Origin of the sequence: Variovorax sp. MSC1_012 (assembly GCF_023667525.1) — a bacterium.
GTDB classification, from domain to species: domain Bacteria; phylum Pseudomonadota; class Gammaproteobacteria; order Burkholderiales; family Burkholderiaceae_C; genus Variovorax; species Variovorax beijingensis_B.
This window is the reverse complement of the sequence record NZ_CM174443.1, coordinates 1,838,653-1,864,412: the sequence shown is the minus strand read 5'-3', so window position 1 is coordinate 1,864,412 and position 25,760 is coordinate 1,838,653. Positions and strand designations below refer to the sequence as shown.

General features: G+C 66.9%; 26 protein-coding genes. 16 read left to right on the top strand and 10 right to left on the bottom strand.

What is annotated here, in order from left to right; translation table 11 throughout:
• Positions 1–146: 146 nt before the first annotated feature.
• The 3 genes from L1081_RS08825 (at position 147) to L1081_RS08815 (ending at position 2,901) form a co-directional block, all read left to right on the top strand.
• Positions 147–1,181 carry an ABC transporter substrate-binding protein gene (locus L1081_RS08825; protein WP_489416083.1) on the top strand — a complete coding sequence of 345 codons (1,035 nt, stop codon included), beginning with the start codon at positions 147–149 and terminating at the stop codon, positions 1,179–1,181.
• Between the two features lie 74 nt (positions 1,182–1,255).
• The gene (locus tag L1081_RS08820) at positions 1,256–2,071 is read left to right on the top strand and encodes an ATP-binding cassette domain-containing protein (protein WP_489416082.1); all 816 of its coding nucleotides are present in this window, start codon (positions 1,256–1,258) and stop codon (positions 2,069–2,071) included.
• Positions 2,068–2,901, top strand: coding sequence for an ABC transporter permease (locus L1081_RS08815; RefSeq protein WP_012747446.1), 834 nt, complete (start codon positions 2,068–2,070; stop codon positions 2,899–2,901). The genes L1081_RS08820 and L1081_RS08815 overlap by 4 nt, the downstream gene beginning before the upstream one ends.
• An 18-nt stretch (positions 2,902–2,919) precedes the next feature.
• Here the strand turns inward: L1081_RS08815 and L1081_RS08810 are convergent, their stop codons facing one another.
• Both L1081_RS08810 and gloB read right to left on the bottom strand, forming a co-directional pair.
• Positions 2,920–4,530, bottom strand: coding sequence for a transglycosylase SLT domain-containing protein (locus L1081_RS08810; protein ID WP_489416081.1), 1,611 nt, complete (start codon positions 4,528–4,530; stop codon positions 2,920–2,922).
• On the bottom strand, positions 4,527–5,306 hold the full coding sequence (gene gloB, locus L1081_RS08805; RefSeq protein ID WP_489416080.1) for a hydroxyacylglutathione hydrolase: 780 nt from the start codon (positions 5,304–5,306) through the stop codon (positions 4,527–4,529). The genes L1081_RS08810 and gloB overlap by 4 nt, the downstream gene beginning before the upstream one ends.
• On the opposite strand from gloB, the gene L1081_RS08800 reads away from it, so the two are divergent.
• Together L1081_RS08800 and rnhA are read left to right on the top strand one after the other, a co-directional pair.
• Positions 5,305–6,081 (top strand): class I SAM-dependent methyltransferase, encoded by a 777-nt coding sequence (locus L1081_RS08800; protein WP_319442159.1) that lies wholly within the window; start codon positions 5,305–5,307, stop codon positions 6,079–6,081. The genes gloB and L1081_RS08800 overlap by 2 nt on opposite strands.
• Before the next feature lie 36 nt (positions 6,082–6,117).
• Positions 6,118–6,567: a ribonuclease HI gene (rnhA, locus tag L1081_RS08795; RefSeq protein WP_012747450.1), complete on the top strand. Its 450-nt coding sequence runs from the start codon at positions 6,118–6,120 to the stop codon at positions 6,565–6,567.
• Between the two features lie 108 nt (positions 6,568–6,675).
• Here the strand turns inward: rnhA and moeA are convergent, their stop codons facing one another.
• The 3 genes from moeA to moaA are packed head-to-tail and all read right to left on the bottom strand — an operon-like array spanning position 6,676 to position 9,778.
• The gene (gene moeA, locus L1081_RS08790) at positions 6,676–7,983 is read right to left on the bottom strand and encodes a molybdopterin molybdotransferase MoeA (RefSeq protein ID WP_489416079.1); all 1,308 of its coding nucleotides are present in this window, start codon (positions 7,981–7,983) and stop codon (positions 6,676–6,678) included.
• A complete protein-coding gene (gene mobA, locus L1081_RS08785; protein WP_489416078.1) occupies positions 7,980–8,630 on the bottom strand; it encodes a molybdenum cofactor guanylyltransferase MobA in 651 nt (216 codons plus the stop codon). Before mobA ends, moeA begins: the two co-directional genes overlap by 4 nt.
• On the bottom strand, positions 8,627–9,778 hold the full coding sequence (moaA, locus tag L1081_RS08780; protein WP_489416077.1) for a GTP 3',8-cyclase MoaA: 1,152 nt from the start codon (positions 9,776–9,778) through the stop codon (positions 8,627–8,629). The genes mobA and moaA overlap by 4 nt, the downstream gene beginning before the upstream one ends.
• 181 nt (positions 9,779–9,959) lie before the next feature.
• Between moaA and L1081_RS08775 the strand changes: the two genes are divergently transcribed.
• Complete coding sequence (locus tag L1081_RS08775) at positions 9,960–10,844, top strand: ZIP family metal transporter (RefSeq protein ID WP_489416754.1); 885 nt, start codon at positions 9,960–9,962, stop codon at positions 10,842–10,844.
• A 12-nt stretch (positions 10,845–10,856) separates the two neighbouring features.
• On the opposite strand, the gene L1081_RS08770 is transcribed toward L1081_RS08775, so the two are convergent.
• Positions 10,857–12,290 carry an aldehyde dehydrogenase family protein gene (locus L1081_RS08770; protein WP_012747454.1) on the bottom strand — a complete coding sequence of 478 codons (1,434 nt, stop codon included), beginning with the start codon at positions 12,288–12,290 and terminating at the stop codon, positions 10,857–10,859.
• A gap of 20 nt (positions 12,291–12,310) precedes the next feature.
• Positions 12,311–12,865 carry a redoxin domain-containing protein gene (locus L1081_RS08765; protein ID WP_489416076.1) on the bottom strand — a complete coding sequence of 185 codons (555 nt, stop codon included), beginning with the start codon at positions 12,863–12,865 and terminating at the stop codon, positions 12,311–12,313.
• Between the two features lie 44 nt (positions 12,866–12,909).
• Between L1081_RS08765 and L1081_RS08760 the strand changes: the two genes are divergently transcribed.
• The 8 genes from L1081_RS08760 (at position 12,910) to L1081_RS08725 (ending at position 20,462) form a co-directional block, all read left to right on the top strand.
• Entirely contained in the window at positions 12,910–14,487 is a 1,578-nt protein-coding gene (locus L1081_RS08760) for a phospholipase D-like domain-containing protein (protein ID WP_489416075.1), read from the top strand.
• A 9-nt stretch (positions 14,488–14,496) separates the two neighbouring features.
• The gene (locus L1081_RS08755) at positions 14,497–15,285 is read left to right on the top strand and encodes a sterol desaturase family protein (protein ID WP_489416074.1); all 789 of its coding nucleotides are present in this window, start codon (positions 14,497–14,499) and stop codon (positions 15,283–15,285) included.
• A complete protein-coding gene (locus L1081_RS08750; protein WP_489416073.1) occupies positions 15,269–16,225 on the top strand; it encodes a fatty acid desaturase in 957 nt (318 codons plus the stop codon). Before L1081_RS08755 ends, L1081_RS08750 begins: the two co-directional genes overlap by 17 nt.
• 3 nt (positions 16,226–16,228) lie before the next feature.
• Positions 16,229–18,172, top strand: coding sequence for a 3-oxoacyl-[acyl-carrier-protein] synthase III C-terminal domain-containing protein (locus L1081_RS08745; protein ID WP_489416072.1), 1,944 nt, complete (start codon positions 16,229–16,231; stop codon positions 18,170–18,172).
• Complete coding sequence (locus L1081_RS08740; RefSeq protein ID WP_489416071.1) at positions 18,156–19,055, top strand: DUF6999 family protein; 900 nt, start codon at positions 18,156–18,158, stop codon at positions 19,053–19,055. The genes L1081_RS08745 and L1081_RS08740 overlap by 17 nt, the downstream gene beginning before the upstream one ends.
• Positions 19,056–19,072: 17 nt before the next feature.
• A complete protein-coding gene (locus tag L1081_RS08735; protein WP_319442171.1) occupies positions 19,073–19,441 on the top strand; it encodes a hypothetical protein in 369 nt (122 codons plus the stop codon).
• Entirely contained in the window at positions 19,428–19,658 is a 231-nt protein-coding gene (locus L1081_RS08730; RefSeq protein WP_012747462.1) for a hypothetical protein, read from the top strand. Before L1081_RS08735 ends, L1081_RS08730 begins: the two co-directional genes overlap by 14 nt.
• A gap of 222 nt (positions 19,659–19,880) precedes the next feature.
• Positions 19,881–20,462, top strand: a complete 582-nt coding sequence (locus L1081_RS08725) for a hypothetical protein (protein WP_489416070.1) — start codon at positions 19,881–19,883, stop codon at positions 20,460–20,462.
• Here the strand turns inward: L1081_RS08725 and L1081_RS08720 are convergent.
• Positions 20,456–21,292 (bottom strand): metal-dependent hydrolase, encoded by an 837-nt coding sequence (locus L1081_RS08720; RefSeq protein WP_489416069.1) that lies wholly within the window; start codon positions 21,290–21,292, stop codon positions 20,456–20,458. The genes L1081_RS08725 and L1081_RS08720 overlap by 7 nt on opposite strands.
• A 114-nt stretch (positions 21,293–21,406) precedes the next feature.
• On the opposite strand from L1081_RS08720, the gene L1081_RS08715 reads away from it, so the two are divergent.
• Positions 21,407–22,039 carry a TetR family transcriptional regulator gene (locus L1081_RS08715; protein WP_489416068.1) on the top strand — a complete coding sequence of 211 codons (633 nt, stop codon included), beginning with the start codon at positions 21,407–21,409 and terminating at the stop codon, positions 22,037–22,039.
• A 10-nt stretch (positions 22,040–22,049) separates the two neighbouring features.
• Here the strand turns inward: L1081_RS08715 and L1081_RS08710 are convergent, their stop codons facing one another.
• Both L1081_RS08710 and L1081_RS08705 read right to left on the bottom strand, forming a co-directional pair.
• Positions 22,050–22,418 (bottom strand): nuclear transport factor 2 family protein, encoded by a 369-nt coding sequence (locus tag L1081_RS08710; protein ID WP_489416067.1) that lies wholly within the window; start codon positions 22,416–22,418, stop codon positions 22,050–22,052.
• Positions 22,418–24,970, bottom strand: coding sequence for a sodium-translocating pyrophosphatase (locus L1081_RS08705; RefSeq protein ID WP_489416066.1), 2,553 nt, complete (start codon positions 24,968–24,970; stop codon positions 22,418–22,420). The genes L1081_RS08710 and L1081_RS08705 overlap by 1 nt, the downstream gene beginning before the upstream one ends.
• A 254-nt stretch (positions 24,971–25,224) precedes the next feature.
• Between L1081_RS08705 and ppa the strand changes: the two genes are divergently transcribed.
• Positions 25,225–25,752, top strand: a complete 528-nt coding sequence (gene ppa, locus L1081_RS08700; RefSeq protein WP_021007095.1) for an inorganic diphosphatase — start codon at positions 25,225–25,227, stop codon at positions 25,750–25,752.
• Positions 25,753–25,760: the final 8 nt, after the last annotated feature.

Below are 25,760 nucleotides of genomic sequence, written 5' to 3'. Positions count from 1 at the left end.
CGCGCAGCAGGCCGTTCGGCACAGGCCTCGTGGAGGTCTTCATGCTTACGTGGAAACCCGCACGGGATGACCCCGATGCAGGCAACGGGGGCGCACCCCTAAGCTCGATTCAGTCCACCAGAATCAAGCGCCCGCAGGATTGCTCCATGCTCCACCGCAGAACCCTCATGACAGTCTCCGCAGTCGCTGCGGCAACCATCGCGCTGCCGCGGGTCTTTGCGCAAGCCAAGCTCGAGAAGACGAAGATTTCCATCGCAGTGGGCGGCAAGGCGGCGTTCTACTATTTGCCGCTCACCATCTCCGAACAGCTCGGCTACTTCAAGGCCGAAGGCCTCGACGTCGAGATCTCCGATTTCGCAGGCGGCGCACGCGCGCTGCAGGCCGTGGTGGGTGGATCGGCGGACGTGTGCTCCGGCGCCTACGAGCACACCATCAACCTGCAGGCCAAGAACCAGTTTTTCCAGGCCTTCGTACTGCAGGGCCGTGCGCCGCAGATCGCGGTGGGCGTGTCGACCAAGAACATGGCGGGCTACACCGGCATTGCCGATCTCAAGGGCAAGAAGATCGGCGTCTCGGCGCCGGGCTCCTCGACCAACATGGTGGCCAACCTGGTGCTGTCGCGCGGCGGCCTCAAGGCCAGCGACGTGAGCTACATCGGCGTGGGCGTGGCGGCCGGCGCGCTCACGGCGCTGCGCTCGGGCCAGATCGACGCCATCAGCAACACCGACCCCGTCATGACCATGCTCGAGCAGAAGGGCGACGTGAAGATCATCAGCGACACGCGCACGCTCAAGGGCACGCAGCAGGTGTTCGGCGGACCGATGCCCGCGGCCTGCCTCTACGCGCCGGTCGACTTCATCCAGAAGAATCCCAACACCTGCCAGGCGCTGGCCAATGCCATCGTCCATGGCCTCAAGTGGCTGCAGACGGCCGGGCCGGGCGACATCATCAAGACGGTGCCCGAAACCTACCTGCTCGGCGACCGCGCGCTGTACCTTGCATCTTTCGACAAGGTGCGCGAATCGATCGCCACCGACGGCCTCGTGCCGGCCGACGGTCCCAAGACGGCGCTGACGGCCATATCGAGCTTCGACACGGCAGTGAAGCCCGACAAGATCGATCTCATGAAGACCTACACCAACGATTTTGCTAGGCGCGCGAAAGACAGGTTCAAAGCCTGACTCCGAACGTCCCCGCGACCCGGCCTCGGCCGGGTTTTTTCTTGTGGCGGCCAATGCCAGAATTCCTGCCAGACATGTCCGACTACGCACTCGAGCTTCTCTCCATCAGCTGCACCTTCCATTCGAAGGACGATCCGGGCCAGCGCTACACCGCGGTGGCCGACACCACGCTGCGCGTGCGGGCCGGGGAATTCGTCTCGGTGGTGGGCCCCACGGGGTGCGGCAAGTCGACCTTGCTGAACGTGGGCGCCGGCTTGCTCGAGCCTTCGTCGGGCACCATCAAGGTCTTCGGCCAGACGCTGGCGGGCGTGAACGCACGCGCAGGCTACATGTTCCAGACCGAAGCACTCATGCCGTGGCGCAGCGCCATCGACAACGTGATGGTGGGACTGCAGTACCGCGGCGTGCCCGACGCCGACGCACGCGAGCAAGCCGAGGCCTGGCTCTCTCGCGTGGGCCTCTCGGGCTTTGGCGACCGCTATCCGCACCAGCTCTCGGGCGGCATGCGCAAGCGTGTGGCGCTGGCGCAGACGCTGGTGCTCGACCCCGACATCATCCTCATGGACGAGCCCTTCAGCGCGCTCGACATCCAGACGCGCCAGCTGATGGAAAACGAGGTGCTCGAACTGTGGAGTGCCAGGAAGAAGGCAGTGCTTTTCATCACGCACGACCTGGACGAGGCCATTGCGATGAGCGACCGCGTGGTGGTGCTGTCGGCCGGCCCGGCCACGCATCCGATCGGCGAGTTCGCCATCGACCTGGCGCGCCCGCGCGACGTGGCCGAGGTGCGTACGCAGCCGCGCTTCGTCGAGTTGCATAGGCAGATCTGGGAGGTGCTGCGCGACGAAGTACTCAAGGGCTACGCGCAGCAGCTGAGGAAGGCCGCATGATGCCGCGCCTGAACGAACGCAATGCGCGCTTCTGGCAGCTGGTGCTGCTCGCGATCATCCTGGTGGGCTGGCACCTGGCGTCGCGCAATCAGCAGATCGCCTTTTTCCTTGGCGAGCCGATCCAGGTGGCGGGGCGCATCTGGAGCTGGTTCCTGCCGTTCGAGGTGCCGCCGAACCTGCTGTTCCCGGAGGGCCTGAAAGGCAATGCCGACATCTACCGGCACCTGGGCACCACGCTGCTCGAGACGGTGCTGGCCTTCGGCATCGGCACCGTGCTGGGCCTGGCCTGCGGGCTCTGGCTGGCGCTGGCGCCCACCGCGAGCCTGATCCTCGACCCCTACATCAAGGCCGCCAATTCGATGCCGCGCGTGATCCTCGCGCCCATCTTCGCGCTGTGGTTTGGCCTCGGCATCTGGAGCAAGGTGGCGCTGGCCGTCACGCTGGTGTTCTTCATCGTCTTCTTCAACGTCTACCAGGGCGTGCGCGAGGTGAGCCCGGTGGTGCTGGCCAACGCGAAGATGCTTGGCGCCAACCAGCGGCAGCTGCTTCGCACGGTCTACCTGCCTAGCGCGACGAGCTGGGTGTTCTCGAGCCTGCACACCTCGGTGGGCCTGGCCTTCGTGGGCGCGGTGGTCGGCGAGTACCTGGGTTCGGCGCGCGGCGTGGGCTACCTGATCCTCCAGGCCGAAGGCACCTTCGACGTGAACACCGTCTTTGCCGGCATCGTGGTGCTGACGGCCTTCGCGCTGTTGCTCGACGGCCTGGTTGGCCTGATCGAGAAGCGGCTGATGAAGTGGCAGCCGCGCAGCGGGGAGACCGAAAAACTCTAGCGCTGCGTTGCGCCGGCTTCAGCGCTTTTTCTTCTTCGACGGCGTGCCGCCGCGCTTCTCGCGCACGACCTGCTTGCCCGCCGGCGACTTCACCACGTTGCTGCCGCGTGCAGCCACCGCCTTCACCGGGCTGCCGCCGCGCTTGGCGGCAACGTCGGCCCGGCCGCGCGCCCGTGCCGCGCCCGTGCCGACGCGCGCTTCGGGCGCAGCGCGGACCGGCAGGTACACCACCACGCTGTAGCCGCGCTTGAACGAATGGTTGAGCTTGACGTCGTTCCACTCGGCCACGCTGTCGGGCTTGAGCTTGTAGCGGCGCGCGATGCTGGCCACGCTGTCGTTGCGTCCCGCCTTGACGGTGGTGCGGCGATTGACGATTTCGGGCTGGAAGCTCAGATGGCCGCTATCGGCCACCAGCGCCGTCACGTCTTCCTTGACGCGGGCGCCGCGCGGCACGATGAGCGTCGAGCCGGCCTTGATGAGCATGCGCGGCGGGATGCTGTTGAGCGCGCGCAGGTCGGCCTCGCTCATGCCCGAGCGCTGGGCCGCATCGGCTACCGTCATGGTGTTGGGAACCACCCATGCCGTCCAGCTGGCGTACTGGCCTTGGGAGTACGCATCGAAGTTGCGCTGGAACACGGCCGCGTTGTCCCAGGGCAAGAGGATCTGCGGCGTGCCGGCCGCCAGTAGCACCGGCTTGTGCGCGGCCGGGTTGAGGGCGCGGAAGTCCTCGAGCCGGATGTCGGCCAGCTTGGCGGCCAGTTCGACGTCGAGGTCGCGCGTGAGCGTCACGGTCTGGAAGTAAGGGTGGTTCGCGATCAGCGGCAGTTCGGTGTTGAACGCCTGCGGATTGGCCACGATGTTCTTCACCGCCTGCAGCTTGGGCACGTAGAGCCGCGTTTCGGCCGGCATGGAAAGATCGCTGTAGGTGGTGGGCAGGCCCAGGCGCTGGTTCTTGGCGATGGCGCGGCTCACGCTGCCTTCGCCCCAGTTGTAGGCAGCCAGGGCGAGCTGCCAATCGCCGAACATGCCGTAGAGCTTTTGCAGGTAGTCGAGTGCGGCGCGCGTCGAGGCCACCACGTCGCGCCGGTCGTCGCGGAAGATGTTCTGCTTGAGGTCGAAGTCGGTGCCGGTGGCGGGCATGAACTGCCACATGCCCGCGGCGCGCGCGCTGGAAATGGCCTGCGGGTTGAACGCGCTCTCGATGTACGGCAGCAGCGCGAGTTCGGTCGGCATGTTGCGCCGCTCGAGTTCCTCGACGATGTGGAAGATGTACTTGTTCGAGCGCTCGGTCATGCGCTGGATGTAGTCGGGCCGGGTGGCATACCACTGCTCGCGGTCGCGCACCAGGTCGCTTTCGAGGTTCGGCATCTTGAAGCCGCGGCGGATGCGGTCCCACATGTCGGCGGGCGGCGCCAGCGTGACGACGCTCTGCGAATGGGCTTCGCTGCTGGTGATCGGGGTGAGCGGTCCGCCCGGGTAGACCGGCGCCGCGCTGCCGGAGGCCTTGGCGCCGGTGCCGCCGGCGGCGGGTTGCACGGATGTGGTGGAGGAGGAAGACGAGCTGGTGGTGCCCGCGCAGCCCGCGAGCAACAGTGAGCCTGCAAGGCAGACAGCAGCGATAAGTTTCATCGGAAGTCGTTTTTCCATTGGCGCAGCGCAGCGAACACGTCGGCTTCGGCCGCATCGGCGGAAAGCTCGGCGTGCTCGCGCACCGCTCTAAGGACAGTGGCTTCGCGGCTGCGAAGAAAAGGGTTGATCCGGCGTTCGGTGGCCAGTTGCGAGGGCAGCGTGGGCTGCCCCTGCGCGCGCAGGCTTTCGCAGTACGCGCTGTAGTGAGTCAGATCGGCATTGCCGGGTTCCACCGCGCGGGCGAAACGCAGGTTAGCAAGTGTGTATTCGTGTGCGCAGCACACGCGGGTGTCGCCCGGCAGCGCGGCGAGCGCATCGAGCGAAGCCAGCATTTGCGCCGGCGTGCCTTCGAACAGCCGGCCGCAGCCGCCGGAGAACAGCGTGTCGCCGCAAAAAAGAAGCGGCGCCCGGCCTGCGCTTGCGGGCAGGAAGTAGGCGATGTGGCCGGCCGTGTGGCCCGGCACGTCGATGACCTCGAAGCGCAGCCCAAGCACCTCGGCGCTGTCGCCATGCGACAGCGGCTTGAAGGGCTCCGGAATGCGTTCGCGCGCCGGGCCGAAGACCGGTGCGCCGGTGGCCGCATGGAGCGCGGCCACGCCGCCGGTGTGATCGGGGTGATGGTGCGTGACTAGAATCGCGGCGAGCTGCAGCTTGTCGCGCGCCAAGGCGTCGAACACCGGTTGGGCGTCGCCCGGGTCCACCACGATCGCGTTGGACCCGTCCTGCAGCATCCAGATGTAGTTGTCAGCGAAGGCGGGCAGCGGAACAAGGGTCATGAGCGGTCAAATTATAGGTTTGCAGGATTGGTTCGCGACCCCCCCCGGCCGCTACCTGCTCGCGTGGGAGCAGGCCCAGTTCGACGAGGCCGTGGCGGATATTTTCGGCTACCACGCGCTGCAGCTCGGCGCCGCCGGAGTCGATGGCCTGCGCACCAACCGCATGCCGCATCGATGGCTGGCCCTGCCCGAACCCGGCCAGCCGTCCGGCAGGGCTGCGCTGTTCACCGATTTTGCGGCGCTGCCGTTTGCCGCCAACAGCCTCGACCTGGTGGTGCTGCCGCATGCGCTGGAGCTGAGCCAGGACCCCCATGCGGCCTTGCGCGAAGTGGAGCGGGTGCTGGTGCCCGAGGGCCGCGTGGTGATCTGCGGGCTCAATCCGGCCAGCCTCTGGGGCATGCGGCAGCGCCGCGCGCACCTGTACCGCAAGCTCGGTTTCGGCGATCTCTTTTTGCCCGAAGGCGGCGAGTTCATCGGCTACTGGCGCATGCGCGACTGGCTGCGGCTCCTGAGCTTCGAGGTGGAGTCGGGGCGCTTTGGCGTCTACCGGCCCGCGGTGCGCAGCGAGGCGTGGCTCGAGCGCTGCCGCTGGATGGACGCCGCCGGCGAGCGCTGGTGGCCCATCTTCGGCGCGGTGTACTTCCTGGTGGCCGTCAAGCGGGTGCGCGGCATGCGCCTGCTGAGCGCCGATTGGCGCCGTGCAGCGGCGCGCGCCACCGCGCCGGTACCCATTGCGGGCAAGATGCACAAGGCCAAGGCCGACCGCGCCGATTGAATATTGAAATATTGAAAGAAGAAGGAAAAGAGCGTTTTGAACGAAGTCGTGATCTACACCGATGGTGCGTGCAAAGGCAATCCCGGCCCCGGCGGCTGGGGCGCGTGGCTCAAGTCAGGCGCCACCGAAAAGGAACTGTTCGGCGGCGAACTCAACACCACCAACAACCGGATGGAGCTCACCGCCGTCATCGAGGGCTTGGCAGCGCTCAAGCGGCCCTGCAAGGTCATCCTCTACCTGGACAGCCAGTACGTGCGCATGGGCATCACCGAATGGATCCGCGGCTGGAAGGCCAAGGGCTGGCGCACCTCGACCAAGCAGCCGGTCAAGAACGTCGAGCTCTGGCAGAAACTCGACAAGCTGGTGGCCGAAGGAGGCCACGTGATCGAATGGCGCTGGGTCAAGGGCCACTCGGGTGATGTCGGCAACGAGCGTGCCGACATGCTCGCCAACAAGGGCGTCGACAAAGCCCTGGGCCGGATCTGAGCCTTCCCCATTCGTGGAACACCGAGGAACCGGCTTTGCCGGGCCTCTGGTGTTGCCCCCGGTAGGGGTTGGCGAAGCGACACGAAGTGCGCGAAGACTGGGGGCGAGCTAAGTATCCAGCATCATCACGTCGACTTCGTCGCCCGCGGCCACGTTGCCCTGGTCGTGATGCAGCACCACGAGCCCGTTGGCCTCGACCATCGAGCTCAAAACGCCGGAGCCCTGGTTGCCGGCAATGCGAACCTCGGGCAGCGCACCGGCCACCGCCCGCACGAAGCCGCGCTGGTACTCGGTACGGCCCGGTTTTTTGCGGATGGAGCTCGCGGCGCGCGCGCGCAGCAGTGGTGCCGGCGCGGCGGCAATCTCGTGGCAGCCCATCATGCGCAGCAAGGCCGGCCGCACGAAGGCGAGGAAGGTGACCATGACGGCCACCGGATTGCCGGGCAGCCCGAAGAGCACCGCCGAGCCTGGCTGCGGCGGGGTGCGGGGAATGAGCCCGACGGCCATCGGCCGGCCGGGGCGCATCGCCACGCGCCAGAAAGCCATGTCGCCGAGCTGCTGCATCACGGCGCGCGTGTGGTCGGCGGCGCCGACGCTCACGCCGCCGCTGGTGATGATGGCGTCGGCCTGGCCCGCGGCCTGCTGCAGCGTGGCGGCGAGCGTGGCCGGATCGTCGCGCACCAGGCCCAGGTCGATCACTTCGCAGCCCAGCCGCGTGAGCAGGCCGAACACCGTGTAGCGGTTGCTGTCGTACACCGCGCCTTCGCGCGACGGCTCGCCGAGGCTCAGGATCTCGTCGCCGGTCGAGAAATAGGCCACGCGCAGCCGGCGCAGCGCGGGCACCGAAGGCAGCCCCAGGCTGGCGACCATGCCCAGCGCGGCGGGCGACAGGCGCTCGCCGCGCCGCAGGGCCGGCCGTCCCTGCATGAGGTCTTCGCCCGCGAAGCGGCGGTTGTCGCCGCGCCGAAGCACCTTGGCGGGAAAGCGTACGCGGTCGCCGTCGACCTTGCAGAATTCCTGTGGGATCACGGTGTCGAGCCCTTCGGGCATGACCGCGCCCGTCATGATGCGAACCGCGTCGCCGGCCGCCAGCGCGCCGCGCCAGGCCGTGCCCGCCAAGGCGGTACCCACGACGCGCAGTTCGATCGAGGCGTCCGTGGGCGAATCGTCCCGCAGGATCGCGCCGTCCAAGGCAAAGCCGTCCATCGCGGAGTTGTCGTGCGGCGGCACGCTGACCGGCGAAATGATGTCTTCGGCCAGCACGCGGCCGAGCGCTTCGCGCAACGCGACCTCTTCGCGTTCAGACACCACGGCGGGCGCCACCAGTTGCGCCAAAAAGGCCTGGACGCCCTGGACGCTCAATGCCTGGGGGTCATAGCCGGCAAGGGCGGCGGCAATGTCGGCGATGCGGCTCATCGGTTTTCCAGCGCGTGCAGTTCGGCCAGCGTGTTGGCATTGAAGAAGGCGTCGGGCGCATCGCCGGGCCGGTCGAAGGGCACGAGCACCGTGCGGTGCTGAGCGGTCCAGGCGTCGATCTTGCGGCCGCCGGACTGGGTGAAGTTCACCAGGCTTTCGAGCAGCGCGGTGTGCAGCAGGCAGAACACCGGCTGCGGCCGCAGCACCGGCGCCGCGCCGGGCTCGGCGGCGGCCTCGGGCGCGCTGACCATGGCGATTTCCGCGTCGCTGGCCACCAGGGCCTCGGCGAGCCGGCTTGCCAGATCGAGCGGAAACAGCGGCGTGTCGCAGGGCACGGTGAGCAAGTAGGGCGTTTCGCAGCGTTCGAGGCCGGTCAGGAAGCCTGCCAGCGGGCCGGCATAGTCGGCCAGGCTGTCGGGCCACACCGGAACGCCGAAGGACTCATAAGCTGCCAGGTTGCGGTTGGCATTGATCATGACCTCGCCCACCTGCATGCCCAGGCGCAGCACGGCATGCATGGCGAGCGGCGACCCGTTGAAGTTCTGCAGGCCCTTGTCGATGCCGCCCATGCGCGAGCCGCGGCCGCCGGCCAGCAGCAGGCCGGTGATCTCGCCGGGGGAAATGGAATCTTGTGTTTTTGGGGTCATCCGCCGATATAGCTCATTTCGACGCGGCGCGGCGCGGGGTCGTTGGCATCGTGCTCGCCGCTTTCGGGGCCGCGGAGCGCGCGCAGTTCGGAATAGCGGTCGGCACGGCCCTGCCAGATGTGGCCGATGGCGGAGCCGATGTCCTCGTCGGTGGCCGTGCCGCGCAGCAGGGGGCGCAGGTCGTGGCCCGCGCTCGCAAAAAGGCAGAGGTAGAGCTTGCCCTCGGTGGACAGGCGCGCGCGGCTGCAGTCGTGGCAGAAGGCCTGGGTCACGCTGCTGATCACGCCAATTTCACCGCCGCCGTCGGCGTAGGCCCATCGCTGGGCGGTTTCGCCCGGCGCGCTGGGCTCGAGCGGCACCAGCGGAAACTCGGCGCCGATGCGCGCAATGACCTCGGCCGACGGCAGCACCTCGTCCATGCGCCAGCCGTTGGTGGCACCCACGTCCATGTATTCGATGAAGCGCAGCACCACCTTGCCGCCATGGTGGTCGCGAAAGTAGCGCGCCATCGGCAGGATTTCCTGCTCGTTGGTGCCGCGCTTGACCACCATGTTCACCTTCAGCGGACCGAGGCCCGCGGCCAGCGCCGCCTCGATGCCGGCGAGCACGTCGGCCACCGGAAAATCGACGTCGTTCATGTGGCGGAACACCGCGTCGTCCAGGCTGTCGAGGCTCACGGTCACGCGCTGCAGGCCGGCGGCGGCCAGTGCGGCTGCCTTGCGCTGCAACAGCGAGCCGTTGGTGGTGAGCGTGAGCGCGAGCGGTTCGCCGCCCGGGGTGCGGATTTCGGACAGTTGCGCGATCAGCGCCTCGATGTTCTTGCGCAGCAGCGGCTCGCCGCCGGTGAGGCGGATCTTGCGCACGCCATGGGCCGCGAACAGGCGAGCGAGGCGGGTCATTTCCTCGAAGCTCAGCAGCGCGCTGTGCGGCAGGTACTGGTAGTCCTTGTCGAACACGTCCTTCGGCATGCAGTAACTGCAGCGGAAATTGCAGCGGTCGGTCACGCTGATGCGCAGGTCGGTCAGCGGCCGGCCCAGGCGGTCGAGCAGCCGCCCGGTGGCGGGCACGGCAACGTCCGGGACCGCCACGGCGGGGCGCGCGCGGCCGATCTCGGAGAGCGGAATGACGGTGGTGCTTTTGCGGTTCATGGGGCAACGGGCAATTTACTCCATCGGGCATGGGCAAATCCGAAAAGGGCTACTTCGAAAGGCAACTCGTTGGCTGGACGGCATTGTTGAGAATTACTATCATTCGCTCGCCCGAGTACGCAGCACTCGAATGGACGCAAAGGGCTCTTTCAACCCAAGGAACTTGCGAACCGTGTCTTCCATGCTGCGCGCCGATCTTTCCGCACGCCAGCGCTTCGGCCTGGCGATCATCTCTGTCGGCGCACTCGCGCTGATGTTCCGGTTCTTCCGATTCGTGCATGCAGACCCGGTGGTCTGGAGCGCCTTGCTTGGCGGCTCGGTTGCCGCGCTGGCCACCGCGCTCGGCACGCTGCCGGTGCTGTTCTCGCAGAAGCTGCCCGACCGCCTGCAGGACACGCTGTTCGGCTTTGGCGCCGGCGTGATGCTGGCGGCCTGCGCCTTCTCGCTCATCATTCCCGGTCTGGAGGCCGCCCGGTCGGCGCAGGTATTCGGCGGCGGCAGTTGGGCTGCGGGCGGCGTCGTCGGCTCGGCCATTCTGCTGGGCGGCGCCGCGCTGATGCTGCTGGACCGCGTGCTTCCGCACGAGCACTTCATCAAGGGCCTGGAGGGCCAGGCCGCGCATCGGCTGCGGCGGACCTGGCTCTTCGTGTTTGCCATCGCGCTGCACAACCTGCCCGAAGGTCTGGCGATCGGCGTGGGCTACGCGGCCGGCAACGGGCTGCGCGCCGATGCGCTGGCCACTGGCATTGCGATCCAGGATGTGCCCGAAGGCCTGGTGGTGGCGGTGGCGCTGCTGGCCGCAGGCTACCGGCGCGGGTTCGCGGTGCTCATCGGGATGGCTTCCGGGCTGGTCGAGCCGCTGGGCGCCGTGGCGGGAGCGGCCGTGATCGGCCACTCGGTCATGCTGCTTCCGTGGGGCCTCGGTTTTGCGGCGGGCGCGATGCTGTTCGTGATCAGCCACGAGATCATCCCGGAATCGCACCGCAAGGGGCACGAGAGCTTCGCGACCAGCGGGCTGATGCTCGGCTTCGTGCTGATGATGCTGCTGGACACAGCACTCGGGTAGAACCGGCTTTCTTCAGCCGTGCTTGATGGCCACCGTCTTGAGCGTGGTGAAGCCGTAGAGCGCCTCGAAGCCCTTTTCGCGCCCGTAGCCCGACGACTTGACGCCGCCGAACGGCAGCTCCACGCCGCCGCCGGCGCCGTAGTTGTTGATGAACACCTGGCCGCTGCGAACCCGCTTGGCCATGCGGAACTGGCGCGCGCCGTCGGTCGTCCAGACACCGGCCACGAGGCCGAACTGCGTGGCGTTGGCGAGCGCCACCGCTTCGTCCTCGTCGGCGAACTGCATCGCGGCGAGCACCGGGCCGAACACCTCTTCCTGCGCCAGACGGTGGTTCACCGGCACGTCGCGCAGCAGGGTGGGGGCCTGGTAGAAGCCGGTTTCGGGCGCCTCGTCGACCACGATGCCGTGGGCCACCATCGGAATGCCCGCCACCTGGGCGTCGCTCAGGAAATCCCATACGCGCTGCTGCTGCGTCTGGCGGATCAGCGGGCCGACATCCAGGTCCATGGCTGCGGGGCCGACGCGCAGGGCCTCGAAGGCACGGCCGAGGCGCTCGAGCAGTGGCTCGTAGATGCCGCGCTGGATCAGCACGCGCGAGCCGGCCGAGCAGGTCTGGCCGGCGTTCTGCACGATGGCGTTGATGATCACCGGAATGGCCGCGTCGAGGTCGGCATCGGCAAAGATGATCTGCGGGCTCTTGCCGCCAAGCTCGAGCGTGACCGGGCAATGCCGCTCGGCCGCCACCTGCTGGATCAGCGTGCCGATCTTCGGGCTGCCGGTGAAGCTGATGTGGTCGATGCCTTCGTGCCGCGCAAGCGCGTCGCCCACTTCATGGCCATAGCCTGTCACGATGTTGAGCGCGCCGGCCGGGAAGCCGACTTCGGCCGCGAGCTGCGCCACGCGAATGAGGGAAAGGCAGGCATCTTCGGCCGGCTTCACCACGCACACGTTGCCGGCGGCCAACGCACCGCCCACGCTGCGCCCGAAGATCTGCATCGGGTAGTTCCACGGAATGATGTGGCCCGTGACGCCGTGCGGCTCGCGCCAGGTGAAGACGCTGTAGCCGTCCTGGTAGGGAATGGTCTCGCCGTGCAGCTTGTCGCAGGCGCCGGCATAGAACTCGAAATAGCGCACCAGCGCGAGCGCGTCGGCCCGGGCCTGCTTCACGGGTTTGCCGCAATCGCGCTGTTCGATGAGCGCGAGTTCGTCGACGTGCTCGGCAACCTTCTGCGAGAGCTTGTAGAGCAGGCGGCCGCGGTCGGCTGCGCTCACCTTGTGCCAGACACCTTCGAAGCAGTCGCGCGCCGCGCGCACGGCGGAGTCGATGTCGGCGGCATTGCTGCGCTGGATTTCGTCGAAAGGCTGGCCGTCGGACGGGTCGAGCACCTGCAGGGTGCGGCCGGAGGATGACGGGACGTCGGCGTTGGCGATGAAGTTGAGTTGCATGGGACGGGATTTTGCACCCGCTACCGGGGCGCGCCCGGCCGCGGCAGCGCCCGGACCGCGTTGAGCATGCGCTCCACGTGCTTGTCCGGATTCAGGTTCTGGTAGTAGTACGCGACGGTGCCGTTCGGCGCGATCACATAGGACAGGCGGTTGGCGAAGTCGGGCCGGGTCTGCATCAGGGCGTCGAAGCCGTTGATCACGGATTTCGATTCGTCCGAGGCCACCGGAAAACGGCTCTGGCACGACTTGACCGAGAACTTGGAGAGCGTGTCGATGTCGTCGGCCGACACGCCGATGACGGTGGCGCCGAGCGCGGCGAACTGGTCGATGGCTTCGGCGAAAGCATGGGCTTCGATCGAACAGTCGCTGGAGTCGGCCGCCGGAAAGAAGTACACCACCACCGGTCCCTTGGCCAAGGCATCCGCCAGCGAATAGCGGAAGGTCTTGCCGCCCAGCGCGGCGGTGGCGATGAACTTGGGTACCGGGTCGCCGATGTCCAGAGCGGCCCCGGCGGGGAATGCCAGCCCGGCTGCGACCGACATCAGCGCGATGCGTGAGAGGATCGGTCTTGCCATGGTGTAACTCCGAGCAGGGGTGAAACGAATTCTAGGATGCCATCATGAACCCTCTCTGGACCCGACTTCTGCGGATCTGTCTTGCCGGCGCCATCGCCGCGGCGCTGGCGGCCTGCGGCTCGCTGCCGCCGGCGCGCGAGCGGGCGGCAGTGAATGCCGCCGCGGTCGATCCGTCCACCACGCTGGCAAGGATCGCGGCGGCCTCGACGCCGCCCGGCGAGCACTCGGGCTTCAGGTTGATGCCGCTCGGCGTGTACTCGCTGGACGCGCGCGTCCAGCTTGCAGAGCGCGCTCAGCGCTCGCTGGCGGTCCAGTACTACCAGTTCGAGAACGACGCCACCGGCCGCCTCCTCATGCGCGCGCTGCGCGAGGCCGCCGCGCGCGGGGTGCAGGTGCGGCTGCTGGTGGACGATCTCTACACCGCCCGGAGCCAGCAACTGCTGCTGGCGCTTTCGGACACGCCCAACGTGCAGGTGCGGCTGTTCAATCCGTTCTGCTGCGGGCGCAACGGTTTTCTCTCGCGCTTCCTGGCCTCGCCGCACGAGATCGGGCGGCTCAACCACCGCATGCACAACAAGCTGTTCATCGCCGACGGCGTCATGGCGGTGGTGGGCGGGCGCAACATCGCCGACGAGTATTTCGTGCTGAGCGAGGCACAGAACTTCATCGACATGGACGCGCTGGTGGTGGGCAAGGTGCTGCCGCAGCTCGAATCGATCTTCGATGCCTACTGGAACAGCGAGCAGGTCTGGCCCATTGCCGACATCGTGCGAGGCCAGGGCGGCCGCACGCCCACGGTCGCCGACTTCGACGCCTGGATCGGCATGGCGGCGCCGCCGCCGAAGATCGTGCTTCCGCCGTCCGACATCCTGGGCTACGGACCGATCGCGGAAGAACTCGACGGCGGCCGCATGGGGCTGCTGTGGGGCGAGGCCCGCGCCATCGCCGATCCGCCTACCAAGCCCACCACAATGACCGAGGACGAGGCCATTGCCACCAGCGTGACGATGAAGGTCTGGACGCTGCTGATGGATGCCAAGTTCGAGGTCGACCTGACCTCTCCCTATCTGGTGCCCGGCGAACGCGGCATGGCGGCATTCGAGGACCTGGCCAGGCGCAAGGTCAAGCTCACGCTGCTGACCAACTCGCTGGCCGCCAACGACGAGCCGCTGGTGCACACCGGCTATGCGCGCTACCGCGAGCGGCTGCTCAGGAGCGGTGCCGACCTGTACGAGCTGAGCCCGCAGCGCACCACCGCGGGCGAGCGATTCGGCATGTTCGGCAAATCGCTGGGGCGGCTGCACTCCAAGACCGCCGCCATCGACAAGACGCGCATCTTCATCGGCTCGATGAACCTCGATCCGCGCTCGGCGAGCCAGAACACCGAGATGGGCGTGGTGGCCGACAGCCCGCAGCTGGCGCGCGAGATGCTGCGCGTCATCAACATCAGCAAGCTGCAGAACTCGTACCGGCTGCGTCTTGCCAAGGACACCGGCACCCTGCAGTGGCTCACGACCGATGGCGAAAAGGAAGTCATCCTCACCTCGGAGCCGGAATCGAGCTTCTTCCAGCGGCTGCACAACCTGATCATTGCGCCTCTGGTTCCCGAAATGCTGCTGTAGCCTCGGGGGATGGCGCAAAGCTTCATTTCGTTATCGGCCCTGCAGGTGATGTTCTGGGGGCTGATCTTTTTCGGCGGCATCTATCTGGGGTTCGGTGCTCTCAACTGGCTGTTGACGCGCCGGGTGCTGCCCGCGCTCGGCATCGGGCGCGTGCTCGACCCGCGGCCGCTGCAGCCGGGGCAACTGCGCCGCGAAATGGCGCAGTCAGGCGTGTCGGTGCTCGTGTTCGGGCTGGGCATGGTGTTTCCGTGGGGCTTGCTTCAGCTGGGCTGGGCGCGGCTCGATGCCGACGCGGGCTGGCGCCAGATCGCCATCGAAATCCTGGTGCTCGCGTTCTGGAACGACGTTCACTTCTGGCTCAACCATCGGCTGCTGCACACGCGCTGGCTGCGGCGCTTTCACGGGCCGCATCACCGCTCGGTCGTGACCACGCCGTGGGCGACGTACAGCTTCCATCCGATCGAGGCGGCCATGCTCGGCAACGTGATCCTGCTGCCGATGCTGCTGCACGACTTCAGCTTCTGGTCGCTCGCGTCGGTGCCGCTGTTCAGCCTGTTCTTCAACAGCATCGGGCACTCGAACTACGACTTCTTTCCCCGGGCGTCGTACAGCCACTGGTTTGCCGCGAGCCGCCGGCACCATCTGCACCACGCCTGCCACAGCGGCAACTACGGCTTCCAGTTCACTTTCATGGACCGGTTGTTCGGCACGCGTATTGCCGCCGATGCGGCCGAGCCGCAGTTCCTGGCCTTCCGCGAGAAGCAGCAACGCCAACAGCAGCATGGCACGCCGGCCTGAGGCGCCGCGCCGGCCGGCGCGCCTTCGCCATTGGCGCGACTGGCAAAGCCTTGCGTACCTGGTGGCGCTTCCAGCGGTGGCGGCCTGGCAGTGGGTGCATGGCTTTGCCGTGCTGCTCTACGCGCCGATGCTGTTCCTCACGCTTGGCGTGGGTGTGATCCACCACAACCATGTGCACCTGCGCATGTGGCGCGGGCGGCGCATGAACCGGATCACCGACTTCTGGATCACGCTGCTGCAGGGTCACCCGACCTTCGTCTTCTGGCCCGCGCACGTGGCCAACCACCATCGCCACCGGCATGGGCCGCAGGATGTGGCGCGTACCTACCGCTTCGGCGGCGACACCAACCATCTGCGGGGCTACCTGCTGCATCCGTTCCAGGCCGTGTGGGTGCTGGCGCCGGTGTTCTTCGGCTGGCTCGGCCGGCTTCGCAGGCACCGGCCGGGGCCCTGGCGCTACTGCATGGCGCAATACGCGCTGTGGCTCGGCAGCTGGAGCGCGCTGCTGCTGCTCGACTGGCGCAAGGCGCTGCTGCTGGTGATCGTGCCGCAGCTGCACGGACTGCATTGGCTGCTGGCGACCAACTATCTGCAGCATGCGCATGCCGATGGACGCCGGCCCGGGCCGGGCGCGGAGGCACGGCGCGATACCACGGGTACCCGCCTGAACTACGCGCGCAATTTCGAGGGGCTGGTGAACCCCTTGCTGTTCAACATCGGCCTGCACACCGCACATCACGAGAACCCGCATGTTCATTGGTCCGAGCTCACGCAACTGCACCGCACGCGCTACCGCGCGCAGGTCGACCCCGCGCTCAACGAGCAGGGGCTGCTGCCCTACATGGTTCGCGTTTTCGTGCTGGGAGCGCTGTGGCCGCGTTTTCGCAGCCGCTCGCTGATGCCGTCCGTGCCCCTGCCGCCCGAGTCTTCAACCCACTGAACCATGCCCGTCCCATTCCAACGCGTCTACATCGAGAGCGCCGGCTACTTCATGCCCGGCGAGCCCATTCCCAACGAGCGCATGGACGCCTACATCGCGCCGCTCAACCGGATGTCGGAGCGCATCAAGCGGCGCATCCTGGCCGAGAACGGCATCCTCACGCGGCACTATGCGATCGACGAGGAAGGCATGACGCGCCACACCAATGCGCAGCTGGCGGCAGGCGCGATCCGCGACTGCCTGCGGCGCGGCGGCGCCGAGCTGTCGCGCGTGTCGCTGCTGGCCAGCGGCTCTTCGGGTGGCGACGCGCTGATGCCGGGCTTCGCCAACATGATCCAGGGCGAACTGGCGGCGCCGCCCATGGAAACGCTGTCGGTGCACGGCATCTGTGCCGCGGGCGTGTCGGCCATCCAGTCGGCCGCGCAGGGCATCGAGCTGGGAGCGCACCGCACTGCGCTCGCGGTGGCCAGCGAAATGCCGTCGCGGCTTTTCAAGCGCTCGCGCTTCGCGGCACGCGGCTACGAAACCGACTTCGATTCGCACTTCCTGCGCTGGATGCTCTCCGACGGCGCGGGCGCGCTGCTGCTGTCCGACGGCACGCCCGCGCTGGCCGGCAGCCCCGGCCTGCGCCTGCGGCTCAAGTGGGTGCACCAGCGCGCGTTCTCGGGGGACTATCCGGTCTGCATGCAGCTGGGCCTGACCGAGGACCGCGCACGCGGCCATCTCGATTTCGGCTCTTGGGCCGAGGCGGAGGCGGCGGGTGCCTTGTCGCTGCGGCAGGACATCCGCCTGCTGCCGCACCTGTTCGACATCGGCATCCATGAATACGCAACGCTGGTGCAGGGCGGTTGGCTCGATCCGAAGCGGATCGACCACTTCCTGTGCCACTACTCGTCGGAGAAATTCATTCCCGTGGTCGAGGACCTGATGGCCAAGGCCGACCTTGCCATTTCGCGCGAGCGCTGGTGGAGCAACCTGGCCTGGCGCGGCAATACGGGGGCCGCGTCGATCCTGATCATGCTGTCGGAGTTTCTGCACACCAAAGCGCTGAAGCCCGGGGAACAGATCTTCTGCTACGTGCCGGAATCGGGGCGCTTCATGGCCGCCTACATGCTGCTGGAGGTTGAGGCTTCCGATGCGCCCGCCGGGGCGTTGGCCGTTCCGCGCACGATGGCGGGCGCGACCCCGGACGACGCAGCCGCGATCGCGCCGCCGCATGATCCGGCCGCCGCGCCCGAAGGCCTTGGCGCACTGCTGACCGAACTGGCTGGCATCTGGCACGACTACCGCTCGCGCGCCTGGCGCACGCCGCTGATCCGCCAGATCCGCGAGCGCCGCCTTGCCTTGCCCGACTACCTGAACTGGATGGAGCAGTGGATCCCGCAGGTGCGCGAAGGCAGCCGCTGGATGCGCGAAGGCGCCGCTTCGCTGACAGGGCCCTATCAGGCGCTGGCCGCGCTGATCGACGTGCACGCAGGCGAGGAGCAGGACGACTTCAACATCCTCTTCAGCGACTACCGCAAAGCCGGCGGCACCGTCGCGCGGATCGACGATCTGCGCCGCAACCCCGGCGGAGAGGCGCTCAACGCCTACCTGCACGGCCTGGCCGCCACGCGCAACCCGATCGGCCTGCTGGGCGCGATCTACATCATCGAGGGCACGGGCCAGCGCATCGTTCCCGCGCTGCTGCCGCTGATCAAGGCCGGCCTGAAGCTGCCGCCCGACGCCTTCCGCTTTCTCGAATACCACGGCCACAACGACGAGAACCACCTGAACCGCTGGCTCGCCGCGGTCGAGATGGTGATGGCCGTGGAAGGCGGCGAGGGCGCCGAAGGCCGGAGCCGGGCGGCCCGCCAGATCATCGATACGGCGCGCCACACGGCCGCGCTGTACCTGATGCAGTTTCAGCACATCACGGAGCGAATGCCACATGAGCCGAACGCCTGATTTTCTCGCGAAGGAGCACGACGAGCGCGATCCCAGTCCCTGGCTCGCGCTCTACCTGGACCAGAGCACGCCGCTGCCCGACGAGGTCAAGGCAGCGTGGCTGGCCGACTCGAGCTCGGCCTCGCGCCAGTACCTGCTGCCGTTCCTGCGGCCGGTGGCGCGGCTCACGATCATCCTGATCCAGGTGGTGAAAGTGTTCGTGCCACGCAACTGGTCGCATTCGAAGCTGCTGCACCAGCTGCTGGCCTGGGGGCTGAAGCGCTTCGTCTCGCCGGAAGCGAACTGGCTGATCCTGCGGCACTTTCACCTCGGCTCGCAGGTGCTGAGCTTCATCGGGCGCAACTCGCCGGCGCCCGTAGGCACCTCGCCGCTGGAGCCGGCCGACATCGATGCCCTGAAGGACGAGACCTTCCTGAAGCACGACCTGAATCTCTTCAACTTCGTGATCCGGCTGAACCAGGCGCTGCGCGACAAGGGCCTGGTGCTGGGCAAGGCGCCCCAGGTCGATTTTTCGATGATCAGGGACCCGGGCTTGCGGCTTTCGGACATGCCGCACGGCAGGCTCAACTTCCTCGACCTGCAAAGCGCCATCGAACTTTTCACGCCGCTGTACCAGCTGATGCTGACCGACAACGACTTCTGGCGCGCCGCCAATTCGCTGCAGCTGGATGAAACCATCGGCATCTATGCGGCCACCTTGCTGGGGGCTCCGGAACACCTCATCCTGGTGAACAACAAACATCCGCTGGTGCCGCTTTCGACCCTGCGGGCCGGGCACCGGCTGGTCATTCACGGGCTGTCGACAGAGATGCTGCACAGCCTGCTGCGGCGCATGCAGGCCGCGCACGGAGCGACCCCCACGCCGCAGCAGCCACTTGCATAAGCGTATGCTGCCCCCAGATGCAATCCATGAACACGACCCATAATCCGTCTCCCAAGACCGATCTGGCAGTGACCCACGTGCTGGCTCAACTGCTGGAGCGGCTTGAGCACAGCGCCGTTCCCGTAGGCGCCGAGCAATACCGCTCGGTGGTAGAACACCTGGTGCACGAATTCAACGACGTTGAACCGGGCGCCGACTTGGGCCGTCTGCTCGACGCCTATCCTGCCGCCGCCGAGGTCTACGAAAACCTCAATTACCAACATGCCGGCCTCTGCCGCTCGGCGCTCGACACGGCGCTTGCAGCCGAAGTCAGCGCGAGAGAAGCCATTGCACGCGCCATGCGCTACACCGAACCGAAAAAGGACAAAGCCGATGGCCAAAGCTGAGGTCAAGACCGCCGTTGTGGCCGATGGCCTGCGTTACAAGTCGAAAGCACCGGGCTCGCCGTTCCGTGCCTCGGCGTCGTTCAGCGGGGCGACCATGTCCTGCTTCATGTGCGGCAAGCACCGCGTACGGTCGCAATTGCGCACCCGCCAGGTGCTGGGCAAGTCGCAGACCGTTTGCGCACCCTCGTGCAAGGCGCTCGACGAATCCCTTGAATAAACCGGATTCGCCGGCCTAGCAGGGCCGCGCGACGCCTTGGCGACATGATCGAGCGCGCGCATCGCAGATTTTCTTTCCAAATCCGCTGCAATCGATATACAGTTGGAAACAATTGATGCATTTATTGCGTCAGTAAAAAGTTCTAATTTGTAGTCGATGGCAAATGATTTTGTGTATATGCAATAACGCCCGATGCCGGGCGATTTGCGGAAGGAATCTGCAATGAACAAGTCGCGCCACGTGGTCATGCAGGTGGTCAAGCGTTCCTCCGGCAGTGCGACGCACCATGTGGAATTCCTCATGGACAACATTTTTGCGGAGCGCCTGCGCCAATTGCGCTCGTTGGTTCCGCCGCTGGGCAGCCTCAACAAGCAGCGCGACCTGGTGATCGACAAGGTGCGCGCGCGCCTTCCGAACGCCATCTGGCGCACCGGAAGCCATGTCGACGAGAGCGTGGAGGGCTCCTGCATCGTCATTGCGGCAGAAGGCTCCTTCAATTGCGGCGGCAAGGACCGCAATACGCGCGAAAAGCTGGTGACCTACAACTTTTCGATTTCGCGCCTGATCGAATTGCACGCCGAACGTCCCGACGGCGAAACCCTCTACATCCGCGACGGCACCTTTGCCAACGACGAGCCGGCCGAGTCGGCCGCGGGCCTGTGGGTGGCGTCGCTGACCGAACAGGAAACCGTGATGCGCATTCCGGATGCTCCTTCGGACTTCGATACCCTGCACGACCTGGCGATGCGCCCCGAACAGCGGGCGGCCGTCGCCCCTCCCACCCACAGGGCCAGTTTTTACTGAAGAGCCTCGGCCGCCGCGCCTACCGGCGTGTATTGCGCGCGGTTGTTCTCGAGCCAGCGTGCCGACAGGCTGCTGTCCTGTTGCGCCGGATGGAAATCGGCGCGAAAGTAGCTGCGCCAGGCCTGCCAGTTGCCTCTGAGCAGGCCGCCTCTGCCAAGCAGGATGCGCGCGGCGCTCTTCCAGGTCGCCCATTTCCACAGCTGGCCTTCGCGGCGCAGGTTGTCGACGGTCTGGCGCATCAGGTCGCCCAGGAACATCAGGGTCACGCGGCGGAACCAGCGCTTGCGCCAGGCGTCGGATCCTTGCGCGGCCGTGTAGATGTCGAACGCCACGGCCTTGTGCTCCAGCTCTTCGGCGCTGTGCCAGAGCCACATGGTGCGCAGCCGCGGCTCGGCGCCGTCGAGCACTTGGGGGTGGGCGAGCAGCCATTCGGCGAACATGGCGGTGAAGTGTTCCGTGGCCGCGGTGGCTGCCAGCGCATGGCGCGGATCGGCGCCCTCCATCAGCTGCATGCGCCCGGCAGCGCGGGGCGTCCAGCCGTCCACCAGGCCCTGGTCCTGCAGGTGGGCGTTGAAAAGCGAATGGATGCGGCGGTGCGTGGCCTCCTGGCCGATGAAGCCGCGCACATCGGCGCGAAGCTCTTCCTGCGCTTGCGCCGGCAGCGTGGCCACGGCGTCGCGCACGGCATCGATGAAGAACTGCTCGCCAAACGGAAAGCTCATCGACAGCGCATTGAAAAAGGCGGTGGAGAATGCGTCGCCGCCGCACCAGTTGCGGTCGAACGGCGTTTGCAGGTCGATCAGAAGGCGGCGCACGACAAGGTCGGTCATGGCAGATATTCCTTGGAAAAATGCGATTCGGTACACACTCGTACCAATTTCCTGGAATGGTGCGCGCCGGGACTGGTACCGTCAAGTACCAATGCGTAGGAAAATGTCTTCTCCATGAGCATCGCAACCGAAAAACCGGCGTTTGCCGACGCCCCCGCAGAACCGGCCCACGAGCATTACGCCCGGTTGCTGGAAGGCATGGCGCGCGCTGTGGCCACCAAGGGCTACGCGGACACCACAATTGCCGACGTCGTGCGCGAGGCCGCCGTTTCGCGGCGCACCTTCTACGAGCATTTCACGACCAAGTCGGAGTGCCTGATCGCGCTGTACGAGGCGGCCAGCAAGCTGGCGCTGCGCGCGGTGAGCGAAGCCTTCGATCCGGCCCAGCCCTGGCATGCGCAGGTGGAGCGGGCGATCGCCGCGTATTTCGACTACCTTGCGCAGGACCCGGCGCTGCTGCGCACGCTGTTCGTCGAGATCCTCGGCCTAGGCATGCCGGGGCTGGCGGCGCGGCGCCGGGTGAACGGCGAAATCGCCGGCTTCATCCAGGCGGCCATCAACAGCGGCGGTGGCGCGCACAACGGTCCCGTGGCGCACCTGACGAGCGAAATGGCGATGACCGTGGTGGGCGGCATCAATGAACTGGTGCTCCAGGCCATCGAACAGGACCGGGTGGGTGAGCTCGGCCAACTGGTGCCGCCGGCCACGCGCCTGGTGCGCGCGGTGGCGGCAGAGAGTGCCAGGTAGCAAGAGAACGTCAGGCGGGCCTGGCCTGCGCCGGGTCGTAGAAGAACTCTTCCTGGGCGATGCGCTCGCCCTCCCAGCGCTGCCAGGCGAGCTCTTCCATGCGCATGGCCTTGCCGTCCTTGAAGCGGAAATCGAAGACCCAGCGGATCACCACGTGGTCGCCGTTCACGAACATCGGGCGCACGCAGGTCGAAACCACCGAGGCGGTGCGGTCCAGCGTGGCCTGCTCCCGCGCAACCAGCGTGCTGCGGCCGCGCCGGGGCTCGGCCTGGTTCTCGCGCATGGTCGCGTCCTCGGTGTAGTAGTTCTCGATGGCCTGGGCGTGCGCGCCGCTTTCCACGGCGGCGATGAAGGCTTCGAGTCTTTCTGCGGAGGGCATCAGGCCTTGACCTTCACTTCGACGCGGCGGGCTTCGTTCGGGGGGCCATCCGCCTGGGTCTGCTCGGGCTTGGCAAGCTCGATCTTGTCCGCGGGGGCGCCGGCGGCCTTGAGCGCATCGCCCACGGCCATGGCGCGCTGCTTGGCGAGTTCGGCGTTCTTGGCCGGATCGCCGCTCGCATCGTGGTAGCCGCTCACGAGCAGGACGCTGCCGCTCTGCACGGCCTTGATGACGTCGGCCAGCGCCTCCTTGGCATTGGGCGCGACCTCGGCCTTGCCGCTCTCGAAGTAGAACTTCACCACGCCGTTCTCGACCTTCACGGCCGCGGCCTCGGCGGCTGCCACGGCGCCGGAGGCCACTGCTGCCGCGGGCGTTGCGGACGCGGACGGCTGCGCAGCAGCAGGCACTGCGGGCGCCGAAGAAGCGGCCGGCGCAGTGGCGGCCGGCGGCGTCTCGACCTTGTGCGGCACGGCCGCGGCCGCATCGCCGCCGTGGAACTTGACCACCAGCGGCACGATCAGCAGCGCCACGATGTTGATGATCTTGATGAGCGGATTCACCGCCGGGCCGGCCGTGTCCTTGTAGGGGTCGCCCACGGTGTCGCCGGTGACGGCCGCCTTGTGCGCCTCCGAGCCCTTGCCACCGTGGTGGCCGTCCTCGATGTACTTCTTGGCGTTGTCCCATGCGCCGCCGCCCGTGCACATCGAGATGGCGACGAACAGGCCGGTGACGATGGTGCCCATCAGCAGGCCGCCCAGCGCCTTCGGTCCGAGCACCAGCCCGACCAGGATCGGCACCACCACCGGCAGCAGCGAGGGAATCATCATTTCCTTGATGGCCGCGCCCGTCAGCATGCCCACGGCCTTGCCGTACTCGGGCTTGCCGGTGCCTTCCATGATGCCGGGGATCTCGCGGAACTGCCTGCGCACCTCCTCGACCACCGCTCCGGCCGCCCGGCCCACGGCTTCCATGGCCATGGCGCCGAACAGGTAGGGGATCAGCCCGCCGATGAAGAGGCCGACGATCACCATCGGGTCGCTCAGGTTGAAGCTGATGTTCAACCCGAAGCTCTCCAGCTTGTGCGTGTAGTCGGCAAAGAGCACCAGCGAAGCGAGGCCGGCTGAACCGATGGCGTAGCCCTTGGTCACGGCCTTGGTGGTGTTGCCCACGGCGTCGAGCGGGTCGGTGATGTCGCGCACGCTCGCGGGCATCTCGCTCATTTCGGCGATGCCGCCGGCGTTGTCGGTGATGGGGCCGTAGGCGTCGAGCGCCACCACGATGCCCGCCATGCTGAGCATGGCCGTGGCAGCCACCGCAATGCCGAACAGCCCCGCAAGCGCATAGGAGGCCATGATGGCGATGCAGACGAAGATCACCGGCCATGCCGTCGAGCGCATCGAGACGCCAAGGCCCGCGATGATGTTGGTGCCGTGGCCCGTGGTGGAGGCCTGCGCAATGTGCTGCACCGGCTTGTACTGCGTGCCGGTGTAGTACTCGGTGATCCACACCAGCGCTGCCGTCAGCGCCAGGCCCACGAAGCAGGCGCCGAACAGCTTGAGCTGGCTGCCGCTCGGGGCAATGGCGTTATCGGGAATGATCCAGCTCGTGACGAACCAGAATGCGATCAGCGACAGGATGCCCGCGACCGCCAGGCCTTTGTAGAGCGCCGGCATCACGTTGGTCATGCCCGGAGAGGCCTTGACGAAGAAGCAGCCGATGATCGAGGCGATGATCGACACGCCGCCCAGTGCCAGCGGATAGAGCACCGCGTTGAGCGGCGCTGCCGTGACCATCAGCGCGCCCAGCACCATGGTGGCGATCAGCGTGACGGCATAGGTCTCGAACAGGTCGGCCGCCATGCCGGCGCAGTCGCCGACGTTGTCGCCCACGTTGTCCGCAATGACGGCCGGATTGCGCGGATCGTCTTCAGGAATGCCCGCTTCGACCTTGCCCACCAGGTCGGCGCCCACGTCGGCGCCCTTGGTGAAGATGCCGCCGCCCAGCCGCGCGAAGATCGAGATCAGCGACGAGCCGAAGGCAAAGCCGATCAGCGGATTGAGAATGGCCGAGAGGCTGCGGTCCGGCGTGAGGTTGCCGTTGCCCGCCAGGAACCAGTAGAAGACCGAGACCCCCAGGAGGCCCAGCCCTACCACCAGCATGCCCGTGATGGCGCCGCCGCGGAACGCGACATCGAGCGCCGGGCCGATGCCTTGCGTGGCCGCCTGCGCGGTGCGCACGTTGGCGCGTACCGACACGTTCATGCCGATGAAGCCGCAGGCGCCCGAAAGCACCGCGCCCACCACGAAGCCGATGGCCGTGGTCGCGTCCAGGAAGATGCCGATGAGAATGGCCAGGACCACGCCGACCACCGCGATGGTGGTGTACTGCTTGGCGAGGTAGGCCGATGCGCCGGCCTGGATGGCCGCCGCGATTTCCTGCATCCGCGCGTTGCCGGGATCCTTGGCGAGAATCCAACTTCGAGCCCAGAAACCGTAGCCGACGGCCACGAGGCCGCAGACGATGGCGAGTATCAGGGGGGTGTTGCCGATCATGCTTTGCTTCTCCATTCGTTCGTTGTGACTAGTGGAGACGGACAGCATGGGTCCTGCGCGCAACGCGTACGGGACCCAGGTTTTCCGTCGCGTTGCTTCCTCGAAGCTCGCAGCACCGAGGTGCGGAGCCGATTGGCCAACAGGTGCAATTTACAGGCAAAAACAAGAACGCGTGCGACCGGGCCGTGACACGGAAAGTAAACTCCGGGTTTGTCCCCATCTCTCCTCATACTTTTCAACTACTCGAAAACGTCATGTCCTTCGACAAAGTCTCCCCCGGCAAGAACATCCCCGACGCCTTCAATGTCGTGATCGAAATCCCGATGAATGCCGACCCGATCAAGTACGAAGTCGACAAGGAATCGGGCGCGATCTTCGTGGACCGCTTCATGACGACCGCGATGTACTACCCGGCCAACTACGGCTACGTGCCGCAGACGCTGTCGGGCGACGGCGACCCGGTCGACGTGCTGGTGATCGCGCCGTACCCGCTGCTGCCCGGCGTGGTGGTGCCGTGCCGCCCGCTCGGCATCCTGATGATGGAAGACGAAGCCGGCGTCGACGGCAAGGTGCTGGCCGTGCCCACCGACAAGGTGCTGCCGATCTACAGCCACTGGAAATCGGTCGACGACGTGAACCCGATGCGCCTGAAGGCCATCAGCCACTTCTTCGAGCACTACAAGGACCTGGAAGCCGGCAAGTGGGTCAAGGTGCTGGGCTGGGAAGGCATCGACGCGGCCAAGAAGGAAGTCGTCGACGGCATCGCTGCCTACAAGAAGTAATCAGCTGC